The organism is Ensifer sp. ZNC0028 (assembly GCF_000799055.1).
GTDB lineage: Bacteria > Pseudomonadota > Alphaproteobacteria > Rhizobiales > Rhizobiaceae > Ensifer.
Window position 1 is genome coordinate 39,269 of the sequence record NZ_JTLA01000132.1, and the last position, 21,849, is coordinate 61,117.

Here is a 21,849-nt window from a genome sequence, read left to right on the forward strand (position 1 = left end):
CCAATATAGACAATTTCGTCTACGCATGTTTTAAGGGGCGCCATCGAGGAAGAGGAACGCCGTGACCCCAGAACTCCGCCCCTATTGCCTGGTCTGCGACGCGGTCGCCTTGCTGTTCCAGCCCTATGCCGAAGTCGTGCTGCATGACCTCGCAAGCGAAACCGTTGTCCATATCGCCGGCAACTTCTCCAAGCGCGAGATCGGCGAACCCTCGCTGCTGAGCGAAATCGGCTTCCGGCAAGGCGATGCGATCATCGGCCCCTACGAAAAGGTCAACTGGGACGGGCGCTCGATCAAGGCGATCAGCGCGGTCTTGCGCGATGCGGCCGGCAAGGCGATCGGCGTCCTTTGCATCAACGCCGATGTCTCGGACTTCCATGCAGCACTCCGCACGCTCAACGCGCTCGTGCGCGTCCCGGTCAATGCAGACAAGCCGGAGAGCCTGTTCAAGGAGGATTGGCACGAGCGCGTCAACGAATATGTCCAGCAATGGACGGCGGCGCGCGGGCTGACAGTCTCGAGCCTGAGCCGCACCGACAAGCAAGAATTGGTCATCGCCCTTTCGTCAAACGGCGCCTTCGGCGGCAAGAATGCGGCCTCCTACATCTCGCGCATCCTCGGTATGGGGCGGGCGACCGTCTACAAATATCTGAGCCAGTGGAGCGCGCCATGATCGTCGTCGGCCGCGAGAAACTCGCATCCCTGCCGTTGCTGACGCTCGCCGCACCCGCCATCCGCGACGCCTATATCGCCGTCACGGATGGCCGCGCCAACGTGCCGCCGGTCGGCTATCTGCCGCTTCCCCGTCGCAATGCGGATTGCCACATCAAATACGGCTACATCGAAGGCGATCCGATCTTCGTCGTGAAGATCGCCTCCGGTTTCTACGACAATCCGGCCAAGGGACTGCCGTCGAGCAACGGCATGATGGTCGCCGTATCCTCGCAGACCGGCGACGTGGTGGCCGTGCTCGACGACAAGGGGCTGCTCACCGATCTGCGCACCGGCATCGGCGGCGCGCTCGCGACCATGGCGCTCTGGCGCAACGACGCGCGGAGGATCGGGATCGTCGGCACCGGGACGCAGGCGCGCATCCAGATCCGGGCGCTTGCCGCACTCTCGGATCGACCACTGCGGTTCACGGTCTGGGGGCGATCCATGGAACGGGCGAACGCCGTGCTTGCCGACCTTGAGGACCTCGACCTTTCCATCGCTGCAACGACCGATCTCGAAACCCTCTGTCGCCAGTCCGATGCGATCGTCACCACGACGCCATCGAAGGAACCGCTGATCCGATCGGACTGGATTGCGCCCGGCGCCCATATCACCGCCATGGGCGCGGACGCACCCGGCAAGCAGGAACTCGACATTGCCCTCGTCGCGCGCGCCGACCGGCTGGTCGCCGATCTCGCCGAGCAATGCCTTGACCATGGCGAATTTTCTGCAGCGGCCCGCGCCGGGTTGATCCAAGAGGAGCGCTGTGTCGCGCTCGGCGCGACCTTTTCCGGTGCGGCCGAAGGCCGGCGCTCGGACCGCGACATCACCATCGCCGACCTCACAGGGATCGCGACGCAGGACATCGCCATCGCCCGCACCGTGCTCGATGAACTCGGCCTGCTCGGCCGCCCGCAAGGAACAACCGCATGACCAAAGACGTCCTCGAAACGGCGGCGCGCTCTGTCCGTGCGCGCCAGCGCATCTGCCCCTTCATCTATGAGACGCCGCTGATCCCCTCGCGCGCGATCGGACGGCAGACATCCTCGACGGTGCTGTTCAAGGCGGAAAACCTGCAGCTGACCGGCTCCTTCAAGATCCGCGGTGCTGCGAGCAAGATGACCTCGCTGCCACGGGACCAGCAGGTGATCACCGCCTCCTCCGGCAACCACGGCATCGGTGCGGCCCATGCGGCAAGCGCGATCGGGCAAAAGCTGACTGTCGTGCTGCCGGAGGTCGTCAAGCCGGCGAAGCTGGAACGCATCCGCGCCTACGGCGTCGACGTCGTCCTCCACGGTTCCGAAACAGGGCTTGCCGAACAGCATGCGCAGCAGCTGGCCGCGACCGAAAAGCTCGGCTACGTCTCGCCCTACAACGACAAGGAAATCATCGCCGGTCAGGGCACGATCGCGCTTGAACTGCTGGAGCAGGCCGAGCGCATCGACAATGTCTTCATCGCCATGGGCGGCGGCGGGCTGATCAGCGGCATCGGTTCGGTGCTGAAGAGTTTCAGCCCGTTGACCCGCGTCATCGGCGTCTCCGCTAAAAATTCGGCGGCACTCGCGGCTTCGATGAAGGCCGGTCGGGTGGTCGAAACAGAACACCTCGACACGCTCGCCGATGCCGTCGCCGGCGGTCTTGACGAAGACAGCATGACACTCGAGCTTGCGATGGCCGTCGTCGATGAGGTCGTCACCTGCTCCGAAGCCGAGATTGCCGCGGCGATGCGGGACGTGCTTCTCGACGAGCATATGCTGGTCGAAGGGGCGGCAGCTCTCGCGCTCGCCGGTTTCCGACAGATCGCAGCAAAATGCGCCGGCCAGACCAATGTCGTCCTGCTCTGCGGCGGCAATGTCGATGGCGCCAGCGTGTTGCCTTCGTTGCTGGGCTAGAGGCGCGGCTGAATGGCCCTGCCCCGCCTCTAGAGGCTGACGCGCTCGACGTAGTAGCGCGGGATCTTCACCCGGTCCCGGTCGCGATAGAAGTCGATGCAGAAATCGACGAAGGCCTTGAACCGCTTCGAGACGTGCCGGCGGCGCGAATAGATGAGGTTGATCGCCGTCTGCGGCGAGCGCCAGTCCGATAGCACCGGCTCGAGCAGCCCCGCCTGCCGCTCGGTCTCGACGAAGAAGTCGGGCAGATAGGCAATGCCCTCGCCGGCGACGGCGAAATACTTGATCGTCCAATAGTCGTTGGTGGTGCAGGTGGCGGTCGGAAGCAGGTCAACCTCGTCCTCGCCGGGCTGCGTCAGATACCAGGACTGCAGCCGCGTCGGCTGGCGAAAGACGAGGCCGCGGTGGCCGGCAAGCGCATCCGGATCATCCGGCTGGCCATGGCGGGCGATGTATTGCGGGCTGGCGAAGAGGCCGTAGGAGGAGACCGAAAGCCGCCGGCTGATGTAGTCCACGTCGGAAGGCTCGCCCCAGTGGAAGATGCCGTCGAGCGCCTGTTCGGTCACATCGGAAAAGGGCTGGCGTGAGGACAGGAACACGACGTCGAGATTGACCTGCGGATATTGCTGGCGAAAGGCGTAGAGCAGTTCCGAGGTGATGGTCGTGCCGAATTCGCCGGTCGAGCCCACGCGCAGCGTGCCCGCCACCTCCTGGCGCATCTCCGCCATCGCCGTTGCCGCATCGTCGCAATTCGACTGGATCAGGCGGGCGTAGCGCAGGAACTCCGCGCCGGCATCGGTCACATGCAGTTGGTGCCCCTCGCGCACGAAGAGTTCGATGCCGAACTCGTCCTCCAATTGTCGGATCTTATGGCTGAGCGTCGATTTCGGCAGGCGATGGCGCCTGGAAGCCGCTGAAATCGAACGGGAATCCGCAACTTTCACAAAGCAGTCGATGAGCGAGAGATCCATATTTCGTCCAAAAACTTGTACGATATGTCCATAGATTAGCCTATTTCGGCCCATTGTGTAAACGACTGGGAATTGGGAATATTCACTGGAGCTAAGGGAGAAGAGGTTCCAGTGAGCGATATCAGAGAATTCATTCGCGCCGCATCCGGCACCGGCGGCAAGGCAACCCTGGCGATCCGCGGCGGTCGCCTGGTCAACGTCGTTTCGGAAGAGATCTATCAGGCCGACGTCGCCATCTATGGCGAACGCATCATCGCGGTCGGCGACATCACCGACTATATCGGGCCTGAGACGAAGATCGTCGACGCCACCGGCAAGTACCTGGCACCGGGCATGATCGACGGACATCTGCATGTCGAATGCTCGAAGATGTCGCTGACGAGCTTTGCCAAGGCTGTCGTGCCGCTCGGCACCACCTCGATCGTCACCGGTCTCGACCAGATCATCGTCGTCGGCGGCCCCGCCGCTGCGCGCGAGTTCCTCGATGAAGCCAAGCAAACGCCGCTCAAGGTCTTCTGGGGCGCGCCGTGCAAGACGCCCTACACCATGCCGCGCTCGACCGTCGGCCACTATTTCAGCCCGGCCGATCACCAGGCGACGCACCACTGGCCGGAATGCGTCGGCATCTGGGAGACCGTGCGCGAATTCATCCAGGAAGAGGACGCCGACGTCCTGGCGGCGCTCGAACTCGCCGAAAAGAGCCGGCTGCCGGTGCTCGGCTGCTGCCCGATGACCCGCGGCGCACGGCTCAACGGCTACCAGCAGTCCGGCGTGCGCGCCGACCACGAGAGCTACTCGCCGGAAGAAATGCTCGAAAAGCTGCGCGCCGGCATGCATGTCGTCGTGCGCGAATCCTCGATCTCGCATTTCCTTTCCGACAACCTGCGCATCGTCACCGAGATGGGCGTCAAGGCGCTGCGCCGCATCAGCTTCTGCACCGACGACGTGGTAGCGAGCGACATCCTCAAGCGCGGTCATCTCGACAACATGGTTCGCATGGCGATCGCCATGGGAATTTCGCCGATGGCAGCGATCCAGATGGCGACCATCAACGGCGCCGATGCGCTCAGGATCGACGACAAGGTCGGCTCGATCTCGCCCGGCCGCGCCGCCGACATCCTGCTCGTCGACGACCTGCGCAACTTCAGCATCGAAACCGTCGTCGCCAAGGGCGAAGTGGTCGCCCGCAACGGCAAGATGGCGATCGAGCTGACGCCGCCTGAGCGCAGCGTCGCCCTGCTCAATTCGGTCAAGGTAAAACCGCTGCAGCCCGGCGATCTCAAGGTTGCCTATCGCGGCGCCGGCGAGGCGGCGGACGCGATGGCGATCGCCGTCACCCCGGAAAAGATCTTCGTGCGCACTCGCCGCGACGTGACGCTTAAGGTCAAGGATGGCGAGGTTCTCGCCGATCCCGCTGCGGACGTCCAATATGTCACCGTGGTCGAGCGTTACGGCAAGACGAACAACCGCCCGGTCGCCTTCACCTCCGGCTTCGGCCTGAAGGAAGGCGCGATCGCCAGCTCCACGGCTCCCGACGACAACAACATCATCTGCATCGGCGCCGATCTCGAGGACATGCGCACCGCCATCAATCACCTGATCGCCAACAATGGCGGCCAGGTGGTGGTCCGGAACGGCAAGGTCGAGGCCTTCCTGCACCTGCAGATCGGCGGCATCGTCTCCGACATCGAGCCGGCCGAGATGGCGGCGCTGGAAGACCAGCTCGACGATGCGGCCCGCGCGCTCGGCTGCCCGCTGCCCTGGCCCTTCATGTACATGTTCGTGTTGCAGATCACCGCGATCCCGGAATATGCGATCACCGATCTCGGTGTCGTCGACTGCGTCGGGCTGAAGGTGATCTCGCCGTTTTCGCCCGCCGGCGGGGACGAGCGCGCCGTCGCTGCGGAATGATGCCTTGGAAGGGGGCCGGTCACGCCGGCCCCCTTCTTCGTTCAAAAAAAGGGGAACAAGATGAACTATCAGAACAAGTCCGTGGAGGCGGCACCGAGCCCGGAGACATCCTGGCTCGCAGCGCTGCTCGACCGCTACTTCCAGATTTCGCGGCTCGGCTCGACCGTCCGCACCGAGATCCTCGCAGGCCTCACCACCTTTCTCGCCGCCTCCTACGTCATCGTCGTCAATCCCTCGATCCTTTCGCATGCGGGCATTCCGTTTTCGGCCGGCGTGACGGCGACGGTGCTCGTCAGCTTCATCGGCAGCTGCGCCATGGGGCTTTATGCGCGTAGCCCCATTCTGGTGGCGCCCGGCATGGGCATCAACGCGCTCTTTGCCTACACCATGGTCGTCGGCGCCAAGGTGCCGCTCGAGGTCGCGCTCGGCTGCGTCTTCTGGGCTGGCGTGCTCTTCACCGTCATGGCGTTCTTCAACCTTCGCCAGACCATCATCGAGGCGATCCCGGTCGATCTGCGCTATGGCATCGCCTGCGGCATCGGCCTGTTCATCGCGCTGATCGGGCTGGAAAACGCCAAGTTCATCGTCGCCAACCCCGACACGATCGTCGGGCTGACACAGTTCAATCCTGTCACCCTCACCTTCATCGCCGGTTTCGTGCTGACGGTTGCACTGGTGGTGCGGCGGGTGCCCGGCGCCATGATGGCCGGCATGATCCTCACCACCGTCCTGTCGATCCCGATCGGCCGCTGGTGGGGCGACGGAGCGGCGTTTTGGCCGGAGACGCCGGACGTGCACACGCTCGTCAACTGGAGCGGCTTCTCCGCTGCGCCGGATTTCAGCTTCGTCGGCCAGATCGATCTCCTGGGCGCGCTGAACCTGATCTACCTGCCCTTCATCTTCGTCTTCCTGTTCACCAACTTCATCGAAGCGCTTTCGACCTTCCTCGGTCTCGCGGAAGCGGCCGACCTCAAGGATGAAAACGGCATGCCGCGCAACATCCGGGAATCGATGCATGTCGACGCCATCGCGGCGCTGATCTCCGCACCGCTCGGAACGAGCCCGGCGACCGTCTATCTCGAATCCGGCGCCGGCATCCAGCAGGGCGGACGCACTGGTCTCGTCGCGCTGGTCGCGGGTCTTCTCTTCGTGCCCTTCCTGTTCCTGTCGCCGCTGCTTTCCCTGGTGCCGGCGGTCGCGACCGCACCGGTGCTGATCCTCACCGGCCTTTTCATGTCCGAGCCGATAAGCAACATCCGCTGGAACACGCTCGACGAGGCGATCCCGGCCTTCCTTGCGATCGTCTTGATCCCGCTCACCTTCTCGATCACGCTCGGCCTGTCGCTTGCGATCATCGCCTATGTGCTGATCAAGCTAGTCTGCGGCCGGGCCGGCGATGTAAAACCGGTCATGTGGTTCGTGGCCCTGCTTGCCGCAGCGCTCGTCGCCCAGACCCAGTAACCGCCAGAAAATCCTTCGGCGCCCTCAATGCTGGGGCGCCGACATCGCCCACCCGAAGGAAACTGTCATGCTTCAATCCTGGTCGAAGACCGCACCCGAACTGGTCGACGTCGCCATGGGCCGCAAGCCCGCCGATCTCGTGATCCGCAACGGCAAATGGGTCAATGTCTACTCCGGCGAAATCATCCCCGGCACCGACATCGCCGTCAAAGCCGGCCGCTTCGCCTATGTCGGCCCGGACGCCAGCCACACGATCGGCGAAGGCACCAAGGTCGTCGACGCCGCCGGCCGCTATCTCGTTCCCGGCCTCTGCGACGCGCACATGCATGTGGAAAGCGGTCTCGTCACCGTCACAGAATTTGCCCGCGCGGTCATTCCGCACGGCACCACCACCATGTTCATCGACCCGCACGAAATCGCCAACGTGCTCGGCCTCGACGGTGTCCGGCTGATGAACGAGGAAGCCCAGAGCCTGCCGATCAACGTGCTCGTACAGGTGCCGAGCTGCGTGCCGAGTGCGCCGGGTCTCGAGACCGCCGGCGCCGAGCTTTCGGCTGAGGATGTTGCCGAGGCGCTTGCCTGGCCGAACGTCATCGGCCTTGGCGAGATGATGAATTTCCCCGGCGTCGCCGGAAACGACCCGAAGATGATGGCCGAGATCGCCGCCACCCAGGATGCGCGGCTCACCGTCGGCGGACACTATGCCTCGCCGCATCTCGGCCGCGAGTTCCACGCCTATGCCGCCGGCGGCCCGGCCGACGACCATGAAGGCACGACGGTCGACGACGCGATCGCTCGTGTTCGCCAGGGGATGCGCGCCATGCTGCGCCTCGGCTCGGCCTGGTACGATGTGGCGGCACAGATCAAGGCCGTCACCGAATCCGGCCTCGACCCGCGCAATTTCCTGCTCTGCACCGACGACAGCCATTCCGGCACGCTGGTTCACGACGGCCACATGAACCGCGTGGTGCGCCATGCCATCGCTCAAGGCCTGAAACCCGTGACCGCGATCCAGATGGCGACGCTGAACACCGCCCAGCATTTCGGCCTCGAGCGCGAAATCGGCTCGATCGCACCGGGTCGTCGGGCAGACCTGATCGTCACCTCGGATCTCGCCGCTCTGCCGATCGAAATGGTCTTTGCCCGCGGCGAGCTGATGGCCGAAAACGGTGCGCTGGCGCGCGATATCCCGGCCTATGTCTACCCGGAAAGCGCCCGCAACACCGTCCACCTCGGCCGGTTGCTGGCGGCTGCGGATTTCGACATCCCATCCAACGCACGGGCGACACGCGCGCGGGTCAACGTGATCGGCGTCGTCGAGAACCAGGCGCCGACGCGGGCGCTTCAGGCCGAAGTCGCGATCGAAAACGGCCTCGTGCAGATGGACCGGGCCAACGACGTCTGCCAGATCGCACTCGTCGAGCGCCACCGCGGCACCGGCGACGTGGTCAACGCCTTCGTCTCCGGCTTCGGCTATGACAGCGATTGCGCCATGGCGAGCACCGTCGCGCATGACAGCCACCACATGATCGTCGTCGGCACGAACAAGGCCGACATGGCCACGGCCGCCAACCGGCTGCACGAGGTCGGCGGCGGCATCGTCGTCATCAAGGAAGGCCGCGAACTGGCCCTGGTCGAGTTGCCCGTCGCCGGGCTGATGTCGGACCAGCGGGCAGAGATCGTCGCCGAAAAGGCCGCCGCCATCGTCGAGGCCATGCGCGCCTGCGGCTGCCGGCTCAACAACGCCTATATGCAGCACTCGCTGCTGGCGCTGGTCGTCATCCCGGAACTCAGGATTTCCGACAAGGGCCTGATCGACGTCCGAACCTTCCAGAAGACCGACGTGATTCTGAGCACGCACTGAGCATGACAGCGATTGGCCACCGGCAACCCGGTGGCCAACGGGCCTGTGGTTCTTAATTCCGGGTGATCGCGGGATGGGTGAAGCCACATAATCCCCTGAAAACTTCCTTTATGGTTAACCGATACTTAAACGGCGCCCACTAGGTCCGTTGCCCAGGCGTATGTGCCGTTTGCTTGGCCGCGACCGGCCGCAATAGACACCTGAAACCCCCGTTGATACGGCGTCCCACAATGGGACATGCGCGCCGGCGGGGCCGAAACGCCCACAGCCGTTCCGCCCCAAATTGCATGCAATGATGGCAAATGATACAAGAGGAAGCTTATATACAACCGTGTGGGGCAAAGGATATCGAGCAGCGCTCGCCATGCTCCGAAGCGAGGTTTCCACAGGTAAGATCGCAGGCAGCCTATTGGCATTGACCCGGGCGGGCGACGCGGTAGCTTTGCAGAAGGACGAGCCGAACCGGAGCGCCGTTGGAGCGGGCTTTCACATTCTTCGGGCGCGTTCGAAACAGAGAGGGAAAGGCAAGCATGCCGGACACTGATGCAACCTTGTCTGCTTCAGCTTCAGTGCAAGATCCCGTTGCGGCTCATACGGACGAAGTTCTCTCGTTCTATGACGAGGCCTTTCATCTGACCAGCGCCTCGCCGGCGCTGCAGGAAACCTACGAAGTCGGCACGCTGGTCGATGCCACCCTGTGGCACCTCTATCCCGAATTGCTTGCGCCCGTTTCCAAGGCGGCAGTCGAATCCGTCATCGCCTATGGCGTGCCGCGCAGCGTCGAAGTGGTCGACGCCGTTACCAAGTCGCGGCGCACGCTGCTCGTGTTTCGCGCGATGCGCGGCATCGGCGTGCTCGAAACGGGCGGCCGCGCGACCCGCCGCGAGGTCGGCAGCCATGGCGAAAGCGAGCGCGCGCTGCTGCTGCACCAGGCGACCCACGATGTGCTGACGGGCCTGCCCAACCGGCGGCAGTTCAGCGACGACCTGCAAAGCATCCTGCCGACACCCGGCGAGAAGCTGGCGCTGATGCAGATCGACCTCGACGATTTCAAGCCGGTCAACGACACGCTGGGTCACGGCGCCGGCGACGCCGTCCTCAAGATGGCGGCCGAGCGCATTCGCGGCGCCCTTCGCGACCGCGAAGTCGCCTATCGTCTGGCCGGCGACGAATTCGCCGTCATCCAGCGGCAAAGCGACCAGCCGGCGGACGCCGAATATCTCGCAGAAGCCCTGATCGAGGCATTCAGCGAACCTTTCACCATCGACGGCATCTCCGTCTTCGTCGGCGCCAGCATTGGCATTGCCATTGCGCCGAATGACGGAAACGACATCGAGCAGCTGATGAAGGCGGCAGACATCGCGCTCTATGCCGCCAAGAAGGACGGACGGGGCCGGGCAAAGACCTTCAGCCGCTCCATGCTGATCGTGCTGGAACAGCGCGAGATGCTGCGCCGCAGTCTGCGCACCGCGCTGCAGGACAGGCAGTTTTCGATCGAGTACCAGCCGCTCGTCGAACCACCGTTCTCGATCGTCGGCTTCGAGGCATTGGTGCGCTGGCACCATCCGCTGGTCGGCACGATCCCGCCCAACGTCTTCATCCCGATGGCGGAAGCCGACGGCCTGATGAACGAGATCGGCCAATGGGTGCTGGAGGAGGCCTGCCGGCAGGCCGCCACCTGGCCGTCGCACTTCACCGTCGCCGTCAACCTGTCGCCGGCGGAGTTCCTGCGCGAGGGCCTGACGGACCGGATCGCGCAGGCGATCGACATGGCGGGCCTGAGGGCCGACCGGCTGGAGCTGGAAGTCACCGAATCGGTACTGCTTGAACGCACGACCAACAATCTCGACACGCTGAACACGCTCAACGTGCTCGGTATCCAGATCTCGCTCGACGATTTCGGTACCTTCTATTCGTCGCTCAGCTACCTCAAGAATTTCCCCTTCGATACGATCAAGATCGACCGCTACTTCATCAAGGATCTGGAAAGCGACGAAAAGAGCCAGACGATCGTCCGGTCGATCATCGGCCTTGCCCACGGTCTCGGCATGCGCGTGACCGCCGAGGGCGTCGAGACGATCGGGCAGGCCGTGTGGCTTCGAAAAGAGGGTTGCGACCGTCTGCAGGGTTATTTCCTGGGCATGCCCATGCCTGCAGACGCGATCGGCGCCTATCTTCGCCGCTCATCGGCAATGGCGACGCTGTAGCCCCCCGCATCCGTGCGTTGCGCCCGATGCGGCGCGAGGCAAAACCCGGGTTGTCTTCATGCGAGATCCCGGGGTTGCGTGGTTAGAAATCATTATAGAAAGTCGCGTATGGCCGTGGCAGAGTTCGGGGTGCGGAGGGCATTGCTGCATGGGTGCTAGTGTCAACAAGACCACGGAAACGGCTTTCGAGCCGTTGCTTCAGTTCGACATGGAGATGGAAGATTTCCTCTCGGACTGGCACCATTGCGATCATGTCTCGAGCTACCTCGCCCGAATGATCAGCCACAACAGGACCGATCCGGTACGGCATTCGAACTTCTTTTCCTCCGCCCTCAACGAGCTTCTGGAAGTTTCGTTTCGCGGCGGCACCACCGACGGAAAGATCGGCCTGTCGATCTATCGCCAAGGCGCCACGGAGCGGGTTCAGCTGAGCTTCCCATGCCCGCCTGGTCAGGCGCGCTTCTATCGCGAGGCGGTCTCGAAAACCCGTGAGAGCGATGCCCAGGCCCGCTATCTCGACGCCATCTCCAACGACCTTGCCCCCAGCCGGGAATCGGTGCTTCTGGACCTCGCGGTCAATTATGACGCCCGCCTCCGGCTTGACGAGGATGCCGCTCCAGCCATCACCCTGATCGTGGATCTTCCTCTTGAAGGAATGGTGAGTTGATCGCGGCGAGCCTTCCTCAGCGTTTCAAGGTCGACTTCGATCCGAACAGCCAGATCTTCTCGCTTGCCGGAACGATCCGTCCGCGTTCGATCGATGAGATCGCCGAGAGTATCCATGCGCTGCGGGAAGCGATCGATACGGTGCGCGGCGTTCTCTATATCGATGTGAAGCGCCTCATCCAGATGAACAACACGGCCTTCCAGGCCTTCATCCGGGTGGCCCTCGACGCCTGCCGGGAGCGGTCCGACCTGCGCCTGATCGTCGTCACCTCAAGCGTCGTCAGCTGGACGACGCGCATGTTCCGGCACCTGAGCACGATCGAGCCGCAGATCTCCGTCGAGGTCTACGATTCGATGTTCTATCCCGGCCAGGACTATTTCGAGGATACGAGCTTCATTCCAATCCTGCGCGCGCAGACGAAATTGACCTGGCGTCATGAGCGCACCATCCTGCCGCGCCACGGCATGCGGCCCGGCATCGCCGTGGCCGACATCTGCTGCGGTATCGGCGATTTCGCCGTGCTCGCGCAGAAGGAGTTCCAGCCGTCGCGGATCGTCGCCCTCGACCACTCGAAGCCGAGCCTCGCCTATGCCCGCAAGGTGGCCGCCGAGTTCGGCGTGACGGATATCGAATACACCTACGGCGACGCCTCGGAGATGCTGCTCGAGGACAATCAGTTCGACTTTGTGAGCTGCCGCCACTCGCTGCAGGTCTTCAATCAGCCGGAGCTTCTTCTCAAGGAACTCTATCGGATCGTGAAGCCGGGCGGCCGCGTCTACATCACCAACGAGAAGAACTCGCACTGCCTCGGCGAGCCGCGGGCGCAAAGCATCCAATGGACCTACAATGAGCTCGCGCGGCTTTTGACCAATTTCGAGATCGATGTGGAGTTCGGGCCGAAGAGCCGGCGTTATCTTGCCGACACGGGCTTCGACGACATCCTGGTCGAATCCTTCATGGTCACCAATCTGGACGGTGATCCACAGGATTTCGCCGATATCATCGCCGGCTGGGAGAAGATGTTTGCGGACATGGCGGTGAGGCACGGCGAAACACCCGAATTCATTGAGCGGTTCCGTCAGGGCTTCCGGGATCACGTCTTCGCTGCCCTGCATCCGAAGGGTTATGCGGGCTGGCCGATCTGGGCAGCGTCCGGGCGCAAACCACTATGAACGCGAGCAATATCCAACGTCCCCGGTTCGGTTTGAGATCCTTTCGCGCCAAGTTCGTGCTGGTGGTCGGCAGCGCCGTGCTCTTCGACCTCCTGCTGACAGGCGGCCTGGCGCTCTGGAACGTTCAAAGGCTGTCGCGCGACGCGACGGCGGAGGTCGGACAGGGCCTGCAAAACGCCAACGAAGATTACATGCTCACCTATGCGGAATCGACGGCCGCGCGGGTTAATCTTCTGCTCGGCCAGGTTCACGCCGACGTCGCCACGCTCGCAGGCGTAATCCAGGCGCAGATCGACCGCCCCGTGCGCCGCTCCGACGTCGGTGAAGCGCTTGCGCGGCATGCACCGGAATCCGTTACCGTCACCTACGATGCCAAAGGTGGATGGGCGCAGAACCTTCCGGGGCAGCTCTCAAGCGTAAGCGTGTGGAGCTATCTGCTCGGCCCCGACCACCGACCCCTGCCCGAGGTGCAGGCCGATATCGAGAACAGTGCCGTTCTCGATCTGGTTGCGCCTGCCTTGCTTGCGCACGGCCGCTCCAAACTGCAGATGTACTACGTCGGGCCAAAGGAACGGCCGATCTTGCGGATGGCGCCCTATGCGGACCAGGCGCAGACGTTCGACCGTCTCTACCCCGGCCATAACGAAGCCAACTTCTGGAACTTCTTCTTCCCCGGTCTCTACGACTCCTGGGAGGAATGGGCGAAGAACCCAAGCCTCAGGCCCGTTGCAGCCGATACCACGCAGACGGCACCCTACACCGATGCGGCCTCGGGCAAGCTGATCGTCAGTTTCTTCCAGCCGCTCTGGACACCCGACCGCAAGGGTGTCGCCGGAGCGACCGGAACCGATATCACGCTCGACCAGCTGGCCGAGGTCGTCGAAAGCGTCAAGGTCGGCGACAGCGGCTTCGGATTTCTTGTCATGTCCGACGGCAACGTGCTTGCCATCAATCCGGTCGGCGAAAAGGTGATCGGCCTGCGGCGGTCCAGCGACACGGGTGGACAAGGCGTCACCGGACTGGAGCGCTCGCTGCGCCGCAGCGCGCAGCCCGCAATCGCAGAGCTGCCGCTCGGCACCGATGGCGCCATTCAGCGGGTGCTGCTCGACGAAGCCGGTGAGAAGGTCCCCTATCTCATTCTCTTAAAGCAGCTCGAGCCGGAGAACCTCTGGGTATCCGGCCCGGTGCGCCGCGAGACCATGTCGATCGGCATCGTCGTGCCGGAGCGGGAGATCTACGCCTCGCTGTTTGCGGCACAGGCGAGTATCTCCGAAGCGACGAACCGCATCCTCATCTACCAGATCCTGGCCCTGCTCGCTTCGCTGCTGTTCGTCACGCTCGCCGTGTTCGGCATCTCCAAGCGGGTGACCCGCGGCATCAGCGCGCTCGCCGGAGCGGCAACCAGCATCGAAGCGAAGGACTATTCCGTCCGTGTGCCCATCACCACGCGCGACGAGGTCGGTGAAGCCGCTATCGCCTTCAACAGAATGGCTGAGGAGATCAGCTACCACACCGAGAACCTCGAAAACCTGGTGACCGAACGCACCAAGCAGCTCGAGGACGCCAACCATCAGATTTCGACGCTGAACACACAGTTGCGTAGCGAGAACCTGCGGCTCGGCGCCGAGCTTGCCGTTGCCAAGCAGATCCAGATGATGGTGCTGCCGAAGGCAGGCGAGCTCGCGGAAATCGCCGATCTCGAAATCGCCGCCTATATGCGCCCGGCCGACGAGGTGGGCGGCGACTACTACGACGTGCTGCGCGACGGCGAGCGGTTGAAGATCGGCATCGGCGACGTGACCGGTCATGGCCTTGAAAGCGGCGTATTGATGCTGATGGTGCAGTCGGTCGCAAGAGCCCTGCAGGAAGCCGGCGACATGGACCCGGAGCAGTTCCTCAATCGCCTCAACCGCGCCATTTACAAGAACATCGTGCGCACCAACACCGACAAGCATCTGTCGCTGGCCTTCCTCGACTACGACGCCGGCCGCCTGACGCTGTCGGGGCAGCACGAGGAACTGATCGTCGTGCGCAAGGGGGCCGAAATCGAGCGGATCGACACGCTCGACCTCGGCCTGCCGATCGGCCTGGAATCGGACATTTCGCGCTTTGTTGCCACCCGCGAGATCTCCTTCGGCCGCGGCGACATGATCGTGCTGCACACGGACGGCGTGACCGAGGCTGCGAACGCCAAGGGCGAACTGTTTGGCATCGAGCGACTGTGCGAGAGTGCCGGAAAGTTTTACGGACAGAGCGCCGAGGACGTCAAATCGGGTATCATCGAGGACCTGATGGCGCATATCGGCAAGCAGAAGATCTACGACGACATCACGCTCGTCGTCATGAGACACAGGTGATCAGATGACCACGCTCTACGGACTGGCGGACCTGACGATCGGCGCCCACCAGAAGATGACCCGGCTGCGTCTTTACGACGGGCCGCTGGATCTCAGCTGGAAGCATTGCGCCATGGCTTCGGATTTCGTCGCGGAACTGGCGGCGCTGCGCTACCGCGCGTCGCGCAACACCTATCGGGAAGTGCGCCACAACATCGGCTACCTGACCAACGAACTGGTCGAGAATGCCGTGAAGTTCCGCGCTTCCGGGTCCGTAGTCGTCGAGGCCGCCCTCGAGGCCCAAAGCTTCCGCACGAAAGTGTCGAACGTGATCGACAACGAAGCGGCTGCGCGCTTCCAGGATCTTTTGTCCGAGATCGCCGACGGCGACCCGGGCGATCTGCTCATCGAGCGCATCGAAGCCAACGCAACCGGGCTCGGCAAGAGCGGCTCGGGGCTTGGTCTTTTGACGCTGATGAGCGATTATGGCGTTCGTTTCGCTTGGGTTTTTGGCGCCCAGGGTGACGACGGCGAAACCTCATTGGAGACTTATGCCTCCATTGCGGTCCCAGACCTCTCGAACTGATGAGCCGGTGAACATGGAAAACAAGGACGAAGAAGAGTATCGCGTTTGGTCCGAAGGCAACGATATTCATTTTGAAGGCACGATGCGGCTGCCGGGAACGGAAGCCTATGCGCCGATCTTCTCGACGGTGATGGGCGTGCTGGAGACCGAGCCCGAGCACGTCACGATCGACCTCACCGAACTGCAGTTCCTGAACTCGTCCGGGATCAACCTCCTCGCCAAGCTGACGATCGAGGCACGCAACCGCCCGAACGTGCAATTGACGGTGCGCGGAACCTCGGAGATCCCGTGGCAGTCGAAATCGCTGCCGAACCTCAAGAAGCTGCACCCCGGTCTCGATCTCAGGCTCAACTGAGATCGCACCGTGCCGGGAACCCGTTCCCGGAGTTAAAGCCTGAGCATCGCGCGCCCCACCGGCGCGCGACTGCCGTTCTGCGAAGCTAAGGCTCACGCACCAGCCGCCGACAAATCCGGTCGCCGAAACCAGTCGTGCGCCCGCTACACCTCTCTCTCTCTCTCTCTCTCTCTCTCTCTCTCTCTCTCTGTCACGCTTGACTCTCCGAACGCCTCGCCCTATCGGTCAAATCATCTGATGACTTGATGAGCAGACGATGCAACCGATCAATCGTACGAGCCTTGCCGAGAGCGCTGCCGAAAGCCTGCGGGCGGAAATCCTCAGTGGGCGCTGGGCCATTGGCGAGCGCATACCCAACGAAACGGCGCTGACGGAACTCCTGGCGGTGAGCCGCGGGACCGTGCGCGAGGCCGTTCGCGTCCTGACCTCGAAAGGGCTGCTCGACGCCCGCCAGGGCTCCGGCACCTATGTCCGCTCGACGGTCGACAGTTCGGGCGCGCTTGACCGCGTCAAGCGGGCGAGCCTGCGCGACCAATGGGAGGCGCGCGCGGCCCTCGACGTGGAAGCCGCCCGCCTGACGGCGCTCCGGCATACGCCCAAGGACCTGGAACAGATGAAGCACCTTCTTCTCGCCCGCGGCACGGTTGCCGATGGCGGGCGTGAGGCCTTCGGCCGACGCGATATCGCCTTCCACCGGTCGATCGTCGAAGCCTCCGGCAACAGGGCGATCGTCGAGCTCTATGACTTTTTCACCTCGGCCATTCTCGAAACCATCCACTCGACGCTGTCGGGCGACCTGCCGGAGCCGGACGACCGGGCGCATGCGGCTATCGTCGAGGCCATAGCGACCAGTGACCCGGACAAGGCCGCGGCCGCCGTTCGGGCGTTCATGGCCCCCGTCCTCGCTGAACTTGATCGGCTACTTTCCCAATGAACCAGACTTTTCGCGACCCCCACAAGGCCGAAGCCGCCGAACCGCTGGACATCGAAGACCAGTTGATCGATGCCGAGGCCGACAGCCTGCCAGCCCCGCAGCCACCGGTGTTGAGCCGCAACGCCCGCATCCTTTTGGGCGCCAGCCTCGTGCTCATCGCCTTCAACCTCCGGCCGCTGTTTTCGAGCCTCTCGGTGCTGCTGCCCGAAGTGATGCAGGCGACCGGCCTTTCCACCGCAAGCGCCAGCGTGCTCACCACGCTCCCGGTGCTTTGCCTTGGTCTCTTCGCGCCGCTTGCGCCGAAGCTCGCGCAGCGCTTCGGCGCCGAACGCACGCTCCTCGGGGTGCTCGTTCTGCTCACGCTCGGCACGGGTCTGCGCGGTGTCCAGTCCGTGCCGCTGCTTTTCCTTTCGACATTTGCCGCGGGTGCGGCGATCGCGATCGGCAACGTGCTGCTTCCCGGCCTCGTCAAGCGTGACTTTCCCGACCGCGCCGCGATGATGACGGGGCTCTACACCATGGCGCTCTGCGCCGGTGCTGCCAGTGCCGCCGGCCTGACGCTGACGATCGAACACCATGTGGTCGGCTCCTGGTCCGGCGCGCTCGCGGCCTGGGCGGTACCCGCCCTCATCGTCCTGATGATCTGGGCACCGCAGGCGCTGCGCGGCAAGGCGCAAGCCCGCCACAGCGGCTTCCGCGTCGTCGGCCTCTGGCGCGATCGCCTCGCCTGGCAGGTGACCCTGTTCATGGGGCTGCAATCCGCGCTCGCCTATTGCGTCTTCGGCTGGATGGCCCCAATCCTGCGTGAGCGTGGCCTCGATGCCGCAACCGCCGGCGCGGTCGTCTCCGCCTCGATCATGATGCAGGTCGTCACATGCCTGCTCGTGCCGTCCTTCGCCGTCCGTCGTCGAGATCAGCGCGCCGTCTGCGTGGCGCTCGTCGCCGCTGCCGTCATCGCGCTGATCGGCATCCTTTTCGCGCCGCTCTCGACAGTGCTCGTCTGGGCCGTTTTGCAAGGGATCGGCCAGGGCGGCCTGATTGCCGCGGCGATGACACTCATCGTGCTGCGCTCGCCGGATTCCCACGTGGCGGCGCATCTCTCCGGCATGGCCCAGGGCGTCGGCTACGTGCTTGCCGCCATTGGCCCGCTGCTTGTCGGCTTCATCCGCAGTTGGACCGGCAGCTTTGCCGCCAGCGCCGTTCTCTTCATCGCGCTCGGTATCGGCGTGGCGATCATGGGAATGGGCGCGGGACGGGCGCTGCATGTCGGTGCGCGAACCGTCCGGATAGATGAGCGCTAAGACAGACGGATTGGAGTTAGAACAATCCAAAGGGCTCCCCCTTCCCAGGCGGGGCCCTTTTCTCGTTGTCAGCGCTCGGATCAGGCCGCGGCCGCCACCGGCTGGTAGCGCGGCGCCGGCCGGAAGGTGAGCGCGATCAGGAACGCGCCGAGGCCGATGCCCCAGGAACCGATGTAGAGCCAAGTGTAGCTTGCCAGCGCATCATAGATCAGGCCACCGGCAATCGGTCCCGTCGCCATGCCCAAGCTACCGGCCATGGCCGTTCCGCCGATCACCGTCCCCATCATCCGCAAGGGGAAATTCTCACGCGCAAGCACCGCATAAAGCGGCATGACGCCCGCATAGATGAAGCCGAACAGGGCCGCGACCGCATAGAACGAGCCGAGCCCGGCGGCAAAGACATAGGCAAGCGCCCCGAAGGCCTGGGCGAGCAATCCGAGAACCAGCACGCGCTTGGCCCCGAAGCGGTCTCCGAGCAGGCCGAAGACGACGCGGCCGCCCATGCCGGCGAGCCCTTCGACGCTGTAGATCGACACGGCCGCCATGACCGGAATGCCGCAGGTGATCGCGTAGCTCACCGTGTGGAAGATCGGGCCGGAATGGGTGGCGCAGCAGAAGAAGTTGGTCAGGAGCAGGATGATGAAGAGCGGCGATTTCAGCACCTGGCTGGTCGTCATCGACGATTGCGGCTCTTCCACGGGCGAGGCCGCGGCGGCGCCGCCGGCAAGGGCCGGCGCCTGGCGAACGAGGAACGAGACCGGGATCATGATGACGGCGACGACGAGCGCGATGATCTGGAGAGCCGTCCTCCAGTCGTAGGCGGAAACCAGCCAGGCGGCGAAGGGCGACATCGTCAACGGCGCCATGCCCATGCCGGCAGACACGAGCGAGACCGCGAGGCTCCGATGCGTGTCGAACCAGCCGGTCACGCAGGCCATCATCGGCGCAAAGATCGCGGCCGTCGCGGTGCCGACGACGACACCGAAGAGGATCTGGAAGGCGATCAGCGAGGTCGTCAAGCTTGCTGCCATCAGGCTGACGGCCAAGAGCACCGAGCCGATAAGCACGATCGGACGCGCGCCCCATCGGTCGGAAAGGCTGCCCCAGGCGATGCTGGCAAAGGCCATGGCCAGGAAGCCGATGGTCATGGCGCTCGAAACGCCTGTCACCGACCAGCCAGTGTCGCGCGAAATCGGCAGCAGGAACACCGGAAGCGAAAACATGGCGCCGATCGCCAGGCAGCCGAGCAGCCCGCCCGCCGCCACGATGACCCAACGGTAATGCGAATTGGTCATTGCAAATCTCCTTGAAGCTGCCCGGCCGGTCGTCCGGCCACGCCGACAAATTATGCAACCTGATCGCGTGGCGGATCGTACATGGGACATCCCCCGCATCCGCCCCATTGAAAGACGCTCGCGCCGGCACCGAGCCGACAGGAGCTCCGAAAGAATTTCATAATAGTTGCAGATTCACCTTCGATGCAGCCTTCAAGGCACACGCCGACTGTTTCTGCTTGCCCGACTGTTTCCGCTTGATTGTGCGGCCAAGCTTCTTTCTGTTGTCGGTTGCCACCGGAGAGATAGATAAAGGCTGGGACACGGCTTGCGGGAGTGACAAGTGTGACGGGATTTCGATGGATTCGCTGATCACGGCCGCAGCGCGCGCACTGGCGTCGGGCGATCCGCTCGGCGCGCTGAAGCGGGTGGCGCTGCGCGACGATCCGCCGGCACTGGCGCTGCGCGGCATCGCCATGGCCCAGCTTGGCGACTTCACCCGCGCAAAGGTTCTGCTGAAAAACGCCGCGCGCGCCTTCGGCCCGAGGGAAGCGGTGGCGCGGGCCCGGTGCATCGTCGCCGAGGCCGAGATCGCCATCGTCTCCCGCGACCTCTCCTGGCCGACGCGGGCGCTCGACGCCGCCCGCTCGACGCTCGAAGCCCATGGCGACCACCTCAACGCCGCCCACGCCCGCAATCTCGGCGCGCGGCGGCTGCTCTTGATCGGCCGCCTGGACGAGGCCGAGGACCTTCTTGCCGGCATCGATACGGCACGGCTGACACCGCTGTCGAAAGCCGCTCACGAACTGGCACTCGCCGGCATCGCGGTGCGCCGATTGCGAACCGGGGCCGCCACCGCCGCCTTCAGGCGCGCGGACGAGGCGGCACGGGCGACCGGCATTCCCGCCCTGATCCTCGAAGTCGAAAACGCGGCTGCCGTACTCAGAGCGCCGGCTGCCCGCCTGATGGCGGACGGAGAAGAGCGTTCGCTGCAGCTGGGCGAGGTCGAAGAGCTGCTTGCTTCCGGCGCCCTTGTCATCGATGCCTGCCGGAACCTCGTCAGAAGACAAGCGACCCTGTGCACGCTTGCCACCCGGCCAGTGCTCTTTGCGCTGGCGCGCACGCTTGGCGAAGCCTGGCCGGGAGATGTCTCGCGGCGCACCTTGCTTGCCCGCGCCTTCGGCGCACGGCATGTCGACGAATCCCACCGGGCAAGGCTGCGCGTCGAAATCGGCCGGCTGCGCGAGGAGCTGCGACCGCTTGCAGATATCAAGGCGACGAGCGACGGCTTTCGGCTGGTGCCGCACGGCAAGCACAAGGTTGTCGTCCTTGCACCGCCCGTCGACGAGCGGCATGCGACCATGCAGGCGCTGCTGGCGGATGGCGAGGCCTGGTCGAGTTCGGCGCTCGCGATCGCGCTCGATGCCAGCGCGCGCACCGTGCAGCGGGCCCTCGAAGAACTCGCCTCGCAAGGCAAGGTCATACCGATCGGGCGCGGGCGGGCACGGCGCTGGGTCGTGCCGCCCATTGCCGCATTCCCGACAGTCTTGTTACTCCCCGGCCCTTTGCCAAACGAATAGGATCAACCCCATGAAAAGATCCGCAGCCGAAATCATCCAAATCTATGGCCCGTTCCCCGGGGCAGACCAGGTCCACGGCGTCACGTTCGACGGCCGGAACGTGTGGTTTGCCGCCGGTGACACGATCAACGCCTTCGACCCGGAAAACGGTGCGCCTGTCCGTACGATCGACGTCGCCGCCCATGCCGGCACCGCGTTTGACGGCAAGCACCTCTTCCAGATTGCCGAAGATCGCATCCAGAAGATCGATCCGGAAACCGGGAAAATTCTCGCAACGATCCCGGCACCGGGCGGCGGCGGCGATTCCGGCCTCGCCTGGGCCGAGGGCACGCTTTGGGTCGGGCAGCATCGGGGCCGCAAAATTCATCAGATCGATCCCGAGAACGGCGCAATCCTGCGCACGATCGAATCCAAGCGCGTGGTGACTGGGGTGACCTGGGTCGACGGCGAACTCTGGCACGGCACCTGGGAAGGCGACGAAAGCGATCTCAGGCGCATCGATCCGCAAACGGGAGCCGTACTCGAAACGGTCGCCATGCCGTCGGGAATGGGCGTCTCGGGCCTCGAGTCCGATGGCGGCGAACGCTTCTTCTGTGGCGGGGGGCCGAGCGGCGTCGTCCGGGC

18 protein-coding genes are annotated in these 21,849 nt (G+C 64.2%); 16 read left to right on the forward strand and 2 right to left on the reverse strand.

The genetic code is table 11. The annotated features are described in order from the left end of the window. The first annotated feature begins 61 nt into the window (after nucleotides 1-61). From L981_RS28325 to L981_RS28335, 3 genes are read left to right on the forward strand one after another with little or no spacing between them, the layout of a single operon-like run. Nucleotides 62-673 (forward strand): transcriptional regulator, encoded by a 612-nt coding sequence (locus tag L981_RS28325; protein WP_043624428.1) that lies wholly within the window; start codon nucleotides 62-64, stop codon nucleotides 671-673. Then, nucleotides 670-1,647, forward strand: coding sequence for an ornithine cyclodeaminase family protein (locus L981_RS28330; RefSeq protein WP_052202068.1), 978 nt, complete (start codon nucleotides 670-672; stop codon nucleotides 1,645-1,647). Before L981_RS28325 ends, L981_RS28330 begins: the two co-directional genes overlap by 4 nt. After that, nucleotides 1,644-2,606, forward strand: a complete 963-nt coding sequence (locus L981_RS28335; protein WP_043624431.1) for a pyridoxal-phosphate dependent enzyme — start codon at nucleotides 1,644-1,646, stop codon at nucleotides 2,604-2,606. Before L981_RS28330 ends, L981_RS28335 begins: the two co-directional genes overlap by 4 nt. 29 nt (nucleotides 2,607-2,635) lie before the next feature. Here the strand turns inward: L981_RS28335 and L981_RS28340 are convergent, their stop codons facing one another. Then, a complete protein-coding gene (locus L981_RS28340; protein WP_043624434.1) occupies nucleotides 2,636-3,577 on the reverse strand; it encodes a LysR family transcriptional regulator in 942 nt (313 codons plus the stop codon). Between the two features lie 111 nt (nucleotides 3,578-3,688). Between L981_RS28340 and L981_RS28345 the strand changes: the two genes are divergently transcribed. The 11 genes from L981_RS28345 to L981_RS28395 all read left to right on the forward strand — a co-directional run bounded on the left by L981_RS28345 (nucleotide 3,689) and on the right by L981_RS28395 (nucleotide 18,371). Beyond that, the gene (locus L981_RS28345; RefSeq protein WP_043624437.1) at nucleotides 3,689-5,488 is read left to right on the forward strand and encodes an adenine deaminase; all 1,800 of its coding nucleotides are present in this window, start codon (nucleotides 3,689-3,691) and stop codon (nucleotides 5,486-5,488) included. 60 nt (nucleotides 5,489-5,548) lie between these two features. After that, nucleotides 5,549-6,949, forward strand: coding sequence for an NCS2 family permease (locus tag L981_RS28350; RefSeq protein WP_043624438.1), 1,401 nt, complete (start codon nucleotides 5,549-5,551; stop codon nucleotides 6,947-6,949). A gap of 67 nt (nucleotides 6,950-7,016) precedes the next feature. Beyond that, nucleotides 7,017-8,813: an adenine deaminase gene (gene ade, locus L981_RS28355; RefSeq protein WP_043624441.1), complete on the forward strand. Its 1,797-nt coding sequence runs from the start codon at nucleotides 7,017-7,019 to the stop codon at nucleotides 8,811-8,813. A gap of 530 nt (nucleotides 8,814-9,343) precedes the next feature. Next, on the forward strand, nucleotides 9,344-11,020 hold the full coding sequence (locus tag L981_RS28360; protein ID WP_043624443.1) for a bifunctional diguanylate cyclase/phosphodiesterase: 1,677 nt from the start codon (nucleotides 9,344-9,346) through the stop codon (nucleotides 11,018-11,020). A 148-nt stretch (nucleotides 11,021-11,168) separates the two neighbouring features. Continuing rightward, entirely contained in the window at nucleotides 11,169-11,687 is a 519-nt protein-coding gene (locus tag L981_RS28365; RefSeq protein ID WP_034790260.1) for a hypothetical protein, read from the forward strand. After that, nucleotides 11,684-12,859, forward strand: coding sequence for a class I SAM-dependent methyltransferase (locus L981_RS28370; protein WP_043624447.1), 1,176 nt, complete (start codon nucleotides 11,684-11,686; stop codon nucleotides 12,857-12,859). Before L981_RS28365 ends, L981_RS28370 begins: the two co-directional genes overlap by 4 nt. Then, nucleotides 12,856-15,216 (forward strand): SpoIIE family protein phosphatase, encoded by a 2,361-nt coding sequence (locus tag L981_RS28375; protein WP_043624450.1) that lies wholly within the window; start codon nucleotides 12,856-12,858, stop codon nucleotides 15,214-15,216. The genes L981_RS28370 and L981_RS28375 overlap by 4 nt, the downstream gene beginning before the upstream one ends. Nucleotides 15,217-15,220: 4 nt before the next feature. Further along, nucleotides 15,221-15,781, forward strand: a complete 561-nt coding sequence (locus L981_RS28380) for an ATP-binding protein (RefSeq protein WP_043624452.1) — start codon at nucleotides 15,221-15,223, stop codon at nucleotides 15,779-15,781. A 13-nt stretch (nucleotides 15,782-15,794) separates the two neighbouring features. Then, nucleotides 15,795-16,136 (forward strand): STAS domain-containing protein, encoded by a 342-nt coding sequence (locus L981_RS28385; RefSeq protein WP_043624455.1) that lies wholly within the window; start codon nucleotides 15,795-15,797, stop codon nucleotides 16,134-16,136. Between the two features lie 256 nt (nucleotides 16,137-16,392). After that, nucleotides 16,393-17,070, forward strand: a complete 678-nt coding sequence (locus L981_RS28390; protein ID WP_043624458.1) for a FadR/GntR family transcriptional regulator — start codon at nucleotides 16,393-16,395, stop codon at nucleotides 17,068-17,070. Further along, complete coding sequence (locus tag L981_RS28395) at nucleotides 17,067-18,371, forward strand: MFS transporter (RefSeq protein ID WP_052202069.1); 1,305 nt, start codon at nucleotides 17,067-17,069, stop codon at nucleotides 18,369-18,371. Before L981_RS28390 ends, L981_RS28395 begins: the two co-directional genes overlap by 4 nt. Before the next feature lie 80 nt (nucleotides 18,372-18,451). On the opposite strand, the gene L981_RS28400 is transcribed toward L981_RS28395, so the two are convergent. Further along, entirely contained in the window at nucleotides 18,452-19,666 is a 1,215-nt protein-coding gene (locus tag L981_RS28400; RefSeq protein WP_043624460.1) for an MFS transporter, read from the reverse strand. Nucleotides 19,667-20,004: 338 nt separating this feature from the next. Here L981_RS28400 and L981_RS28405 point away from each other — a divergent pair, with 338 nt between their 5' ends. Both L981_RS28405 and L981_RS28410 read left to right on the forward strand, forming a co-directional pair. Beyond that, nucleotides 20,005-21,225 carry a hypothetical protein gene (locus L981_RS28405; protein WP_043624463.1) on the forward strand — a complete coding sequence of 407 codons (1,221 nt, stop codon included), beginning with the start codon at nucleotides 20,005-20,007 and terminating at the stop codon, nucleotides 21,223-21,225. Between the two features lie 10 nt (nucleotides 21,226-21,235). Further along, a partial coding sequence (locus L981_RS28410; RefSeq protein WP_043624465.1) for a DUF5074 domain-containing protein occupies nucleotides 21,236-21,849 on the forward strand: 614 nt, incomplete at its 3' end.